Annotated in this window: 1 protein-coding gene; it reads left to right on the plus strand. The window is 69.5% G+C overall.

The genetic code is table 11. From position 1 onward, the window contains the following. Positions 1-146 precede the first annotated feature (146 nt). Complete coding sequence (locus tag ACFU8W_RS52430; RefSeq protein ID WP_384052989.1) at positions 147-1,586, plus strand: NF041680 family putative transposase; 1,440 nt, start codon at positions 147-149, stop codon at positions 1,584-1,586. The last annotated feature ends 10 nt before the right edge of the window (positions 1,587-1,596 follow it).

The following is a 1,596-nucleotide window of genomic DNA, read 5'->3' on the forward strand; positions in this document are numbered from 1 at the left end:
CCGCCTATCCGCGCACGCTCTAAGCTTGGCTTTAAACCCCACCAAGATCATTTCTTGGTGGGGTTTGTCGTTCGCCTGACAGCTGGGCGGCCTCTGCTTGATCATGTGTTTCCGCCAAGAGACACGTTGATCAACCAAAGGCCGTGATGGACAGTCTGCAAGACGGCGCCGTGCGCGTCGAGGCCCTGGCTGGGTTGTCCCGGTTTCGCCGTGAGCTCTACGAGTGCCTGACGTTGCGGGCGGATGCTCTGTTCGAGCTCATGGACGCGGTGCTGTGCGCCGACGGGCCGGTGACGTCCCTGCCGGAACTCTCGCTATTGGGGGTGCATCGGCGCGGGCACGGAGCGATGTATGACGCGCTGGCCCAGGGGCACATCAACGTGTCCCGGCTTCGGGTGGCGCTGGCCGGACTGCCACTGCCGCGCGGGACGGACGGGCAACTGTCCATCGCGCTGGACGTCACCGCGTGGCCGCGTCCGGATGCCGAATGCTCGCCCCAGCGGCTGCACTGCCACCGTCCGTGCCGCTGTGACGGGGTGCGTCAGACCATCCCGGGCTGGCCCTACCAGGTCGCGGCGGCCCTCGGCGGTGGTCGCTCCTCGTGGACCGGGCCGCTGGACGCGGTGCGATTGGGGCCCCAGGACGATCCCACAGAGGTCACCGCCGCCCAGATCCGCGACCTTGTCGCCCGCCTGGAGCGGGCTGGGCAGTGGCGCCCGGGAGACTTGCCGGTGCTGTTCGTCCTGGACTCCGGCTACGACATCGTGCGCCTGACCTGGCTGCTGCGCGAGGAGCCGGTGCGGCTACTGGGACGTATCCGCGCCGACCGGGTGATGCGTGCCCCGGCCGGCAAGCGCCGCGGAACGAACCCCGGGCGCCCGCCCCGACACGGAGCGGAGTTCCGCCTGGCCCAGGCCACGACCTATCCGGTGCCGGTCCAGGAGTCGGCCGGCGTCCACGACCGCTTCGGTCAAGTCCTCGCCCGCTGCTGGGGCCGCCTGCACCCCAAGCTGGACCGGCGTGGCTCCTGGGCTGAGCACGAAGGCGAACTCCCCATCGTCGAGGGAGCGTTGGTCCATCTGGCGGTCGAGCACCTGCCCGGCAATCGCGACCCCAAGCCGCTATGGCTGTGGCACAGCGACCCCGACGCCACCGCGCACGACGTCGACCGCCTCTGGCGGATCTTCCTTCGAAGGTTCGACATCGAGCACACTTTCCGCTTCTTCAAGCAGACGCTCGGCCTGACCCGACCCCGCTTGCGCACCCCCGAACAGGCCGACCGGTGGGTGTGGCTGATCCTCGCCGCCTACGCGCAGCTCCGTCTCGCCCGGCCCCTGACCGAGGACCTCCGGCGGCCCTGGGAGAAGCCCCTGACACCGGATCAGCTCACCCCCGGCCGGGTCCGGCGCGGCTATTCCCGCATCCGACGGACCGTGGGCACTCCAGCCCGCGCACCAAAAGCCTCCCACCCCGGCCCAGGCCGCCCCAAGGGTCGCACCTCCACACCCGCACCCCGCCACCCAGTCGGCAAGAAACAGCGCAAAACGGATATGCCTAGACGCAGCGGGGCTGAGCAGCAGCCTTAAAGATCAAGCT

The sequence above is a fragment of the Streptomyces sp. NPDC057565 genome (assembly GCF_042801455.1).
Lineage (GTDB): Bacteria > Actinomycetota > Actinomycetes > Streptomycetales > Streptomycetaceae > Streptomyces > Streptomyces yanii.

Bases quoted from the DNA above. Each gene is read 5' to 3' on its own strand.
- ACFU8W_RS52430 (WP_384052989.1), top strand. From the start codon at position 147: ATGGACAGTCTGCAAGACGGCGCCGTGCGCGTCGAGGCCCTGGCTGGG.